Source organism: Ilyobacter sp. (assembly GCF_041583315.1).
In the GTDB taxonomy this organism is placed as follows: domain Bacteria; phylum Fusobacteriota; class Fusobacteriia; order Fusobacteriales; family Fusobacteriaceae; genus Ilyobacter.
Map to the genome: position 1 here is coordinate 1 of NZ_JBFHGC010000314.1, position 3,523 is coordinate 3,523.

Genomic DNA, 3,523 nt, shown 5'->3' on the forward strand with positions numbered 1-3,523 from the left:
CCTCACTGAAGACTGCAGGAATAACTGCAATGACTGTGGGATCAGGGGAAGGCTGCCAGAGTGCGGAAATATGACCTCAGATAAATTATAGCCCGATAGTCAGATATTTATTTTTGACATAAGTTAAAAGGTTTATCTGTTAATAAAAAGTAAAATATTTTGGTCACAGACTTTCAGAAAAAACGAACCGGACGCAACTTGATAGAATTAATTTTATGGGAGGGCTCTTTGGAGCTCTCCTTGATTTTTGAATTTTTATAAGTGATAATTTTATGACAGTCCTTAATCAGGGAGGTATAAAATGAAATTTATAAAAATTTTAGTGGTGTTTGTTTTTGTGTTTGTCATATTTAAAGTTTATACTGGAATTTCTTCAAGGGAGAGGGATATCGGGATAGACACCCACAGAAAGATCTATAAGAAGACAGAGGAAAAGCTAAATAAAGCCTTGGAAATACAGAGTGACGAGTACGGTAAATACCAGAAGTCAGAGTGACCCAAGAATGTGTTTTATATATTTTCAAATAAAAAATCGGAAGATAAACTTCCGATTTTTTATTTGGTTATTTTTTGTATATATTTCCTAAAAGTCCAACAGTTTCTTTAACAAGAGTTATCTTTGCATGGGCTATTTTTCTAGCTCTTTCAGATCCTTTTCTAAGGACGGCCTCTACATATTCCGGATTTTTTGCAAGTTCTTCTCTTCTTTCTCTGGCTTCTTTGAAATACTCGAGAACAGCCTCTAAAAGCTCATTCTTAGCATGTCCGTATCCGTATCCTCCGGCTATAAACTTCTGCCTCATCTCTTCTACTTTTTCACTGGAAGCAAAGAGTTTGTAGAGGGTGGTTATGTTGTTGTCGGGGTTCTTTGGATCTTCTAGGGGAGTTGAGTCTGTGACAACACTCATTATCTGCTTTTTAAGATTTTTCTTTGAGGCAAACATTTCGATGGTATTTCCATAGGATTTACTCATCTTCTGCCCGTCTGTACCAGGGACAACTGCTAGAGACTCTAGTATCGCTGGTTCGGGAAGCTTGAATACTTCTTTATCATATTGAAGGTTGAACTTCATGGCTATATCCCTTGCCATTTCAAGGTGCTGTTTTTGATCTTTTCCCACAGGAACGATATCAGGGTCATACATAAGTATATCCGCAGCCATCAAGACAGGATATGTAAAAAGTCCCGCATTGGCTGCAATTCCCTTTGCAGTTTTATCTTTGAATGAGTGAGCTCTTTCTAAAAGTCCCATGGGAGTCACATTTGACAAAATCCATGCCAATTCTGTATGCTCAGGCATGTCTGACTGAAGAAAAATAGTTGCCTTTTCAGGGTCAAGCCCAAGTGAAAGGTAGTCTAAAACTATGTTGTAAGAGTTCTCTCTAAGAGATTTCGGATTAGGAGAAGATGTGAGAGAGTGATAGTCAGCTATGAAATAAAAACCCTCGTATTTATCCTGATTTTCTATAAATTGTTTTATTGCTCCAAAATAGTTACCGATGTGAAGTACTCCGCTAGGCTGAATACCTGATAAGCTTCTTTTCATATGATTTCCTCCTTAGATATATATCAAGTGCATTAATTACAATAAAAAAACCCGCAGACTATATCCACGGGTAAAAGATTTTATATCTCTAGATACAACTCCCATGGTTTCATTTACAACTGAAAATAGGATTGTATCTTTATTAAAGACAATCCTTGCAGGCTAAAACCACCAGTGTATCCAATTTTTGTTATTTTCTTTAAAAGAAAGCATATATACCACCGTCTGAGAAATTTAGTAGTGAGTTCGTGACATTACCATGATATTATGGTTTATCTGATTAAATACAATATTAGCATAACGGGAGATATTTTTCAATAATTGAGTTTTTAATTTGAAACTTATGGGAAGGGCAGTTATAATCTAATCAGCGAGAATTTTAATATTGGAGGATTTTGAATGAAAAAAAGTGTTGAAAGATTTAATGAGATAATAAGAGAGAAAAAACTGATAGATGTGGCAATATCTGCACTTCACTGGGACCTGGAAACGCAGGCTCCTAAAAAGGGACTAGAACTTCTTTCAGATGTAGTGGGGTATCTGAGCTCTAAAAGCTACGGAGTGGTAACCTCTGATGAGATGATTCTTCTTGTGGAAGAGCTGAAGAAAAAAAGAGAGGAGCTCACTGAGATCGAGGATAAAACTCTGGAAGAAGTGGGGAAAGAGATAGAAAAACTGACGAAGATACCTGTGGTTGAGTACAGGGAATATAATGAACTTACTGCGAAAGCTCAGGGGATATGGGCAGAAGCGAGGGAGAAAAACGATTTTGACCTGTTTTCAGAATCCCTTGAGAAAATAGTGGAGTTTCAGAGAAGGTTTATAAAGTATAGGGGCTATGATGGGCATCCATACAATACAATCTTAGACGACTATGAACCTGGAATGACTGTTGAAAAACTGGATGAATTTTTTGGGTATCTGAGAAAAGAACTGGTTCCCTTTATAAAGAAGATAAAAGAAGAGGGGAAAGAGGTTGACGGTACTTTCCTGAAAAAGGATTATCCTGAAGATAAACAGATGGAGTTTTCCAGGTTTATAGCTGAGTATATAGGCTTTGACTTTGAAAGGGGAATAATTTCCGAAAGTGCTCACCCGTTCACTTTGAATTACAATAAAAATGATGTGAGGATAACAACGAGATATATCAGAAACATGCTGAGTTCATCTGTGTTCGGTACGATACATGAAGGGGGACACGGGATATATGAGCAGGGTATAGGGGATGATATAGCCGGCGGTGTCTTAGGCGAGGGTACTTCCATGGGAATACATGAATCTCAGTCTAGGTTTTATGAAAACGTCTTAGGGAGAAGCAGAGCCTTTTGGGTACCTATTTATGGGGAACTGCAAGGTAAGTTTGAAGCACTGAAAGATGTAAATATAGATGATTTTTACAGAGGAATAAATAAAAGTGAAGCCAGCCTCATAAGGGTAGAGGCAGATGAGCTCACATATTCTCTTCACATAATGGTGAGATATGAAATAGAAAAGGCTCTAATAGAAGGGCAGGTAGAGGTCAGAGATCTTCCTAAGGTGTGGAACGAAAAGATAAAGGAATATCTGGGGATAGAACCGGCCAATGACAAAGAGGGAGTCCTACAGGATGTTCACTGGTCTGCTGGTCTCATGGGATATTTTCCGTCTTACGCACTGGGGAACGTCTATGCCTCACAAATACATGCCGCTATGAAAAAAGATATAGATGTGGATGCAGCCCTTGAGAATAGTGATCTCAATAAAATAAAAGAGTGGCTGAACCAAAAGATACACAGATTCGGGAAGCTCAGAAAACCGGAAGAATTAATAAAAGAAATAACAGGAGAGGATCTGAATGCCCAATATTTTGTGGATTATTTAAAAGAAAAATACGGCAAGATATACCAGGTATAGGAGGGGTTTTATGTATTTGGCAGGAGTAGACCTAGGAGGAACAAATACAAAAATAGGTGTTCTAGATGAAAAGGGTGAAATAA

Annotated in this window: 3 protein-coding genes; 2 read left to right on the forward strand and 1 reads right to left on the reverse strand. The window is 37.7% G+C overall.

The window, feature by feature from the left end; translation table 11 throughout:
- Positions 1 to 301: 301 nt before the first annotated feature.
- A complete protein-coding gene (locus tag ABZA26_RS10515; RefSeq protein ID WP_372714480.1) occupies positions 302 to 496 on the forward strand; it encodes a hypothetical protein in 195 nt (64 codons plus the stop codon).
- A 67-nt stretch (positions 497 to 563) separates the two neighbouring features.
- On the opposite strand, the gene trpS is transcribed toward ABZA26_RS10515, so the two are convergent.
- Positions 564 to 1,547, reverse strand: coding sequence for a tryptophan--tRNA ligase (trpS, locus tag ABZA26_RS10520; RefSeq protein ID WP_372714482.1), 984 nt, complete (start codon positions 1,545 to 1,547; stop codon positions 564 to 566).
- A gap of 399 nt (positions 1,548 to 1,946) precedes the next feature.
- Here trpS and ABZA26_RS10525 point away from each other — a divergent pair, with 399 nt between their 5' ends.
- Entirely contained in the window at positions 1,947 to 3,440 is a 1,494-nt protein-coding gene (locus ABZA26_RS10525) for a carboxypeptidase M32 (RefSeq protein ID WP_372714484.1), read from the forward strand.
- Positions 3,441 to 3,523: the final 83 nt, after the last annotated feature.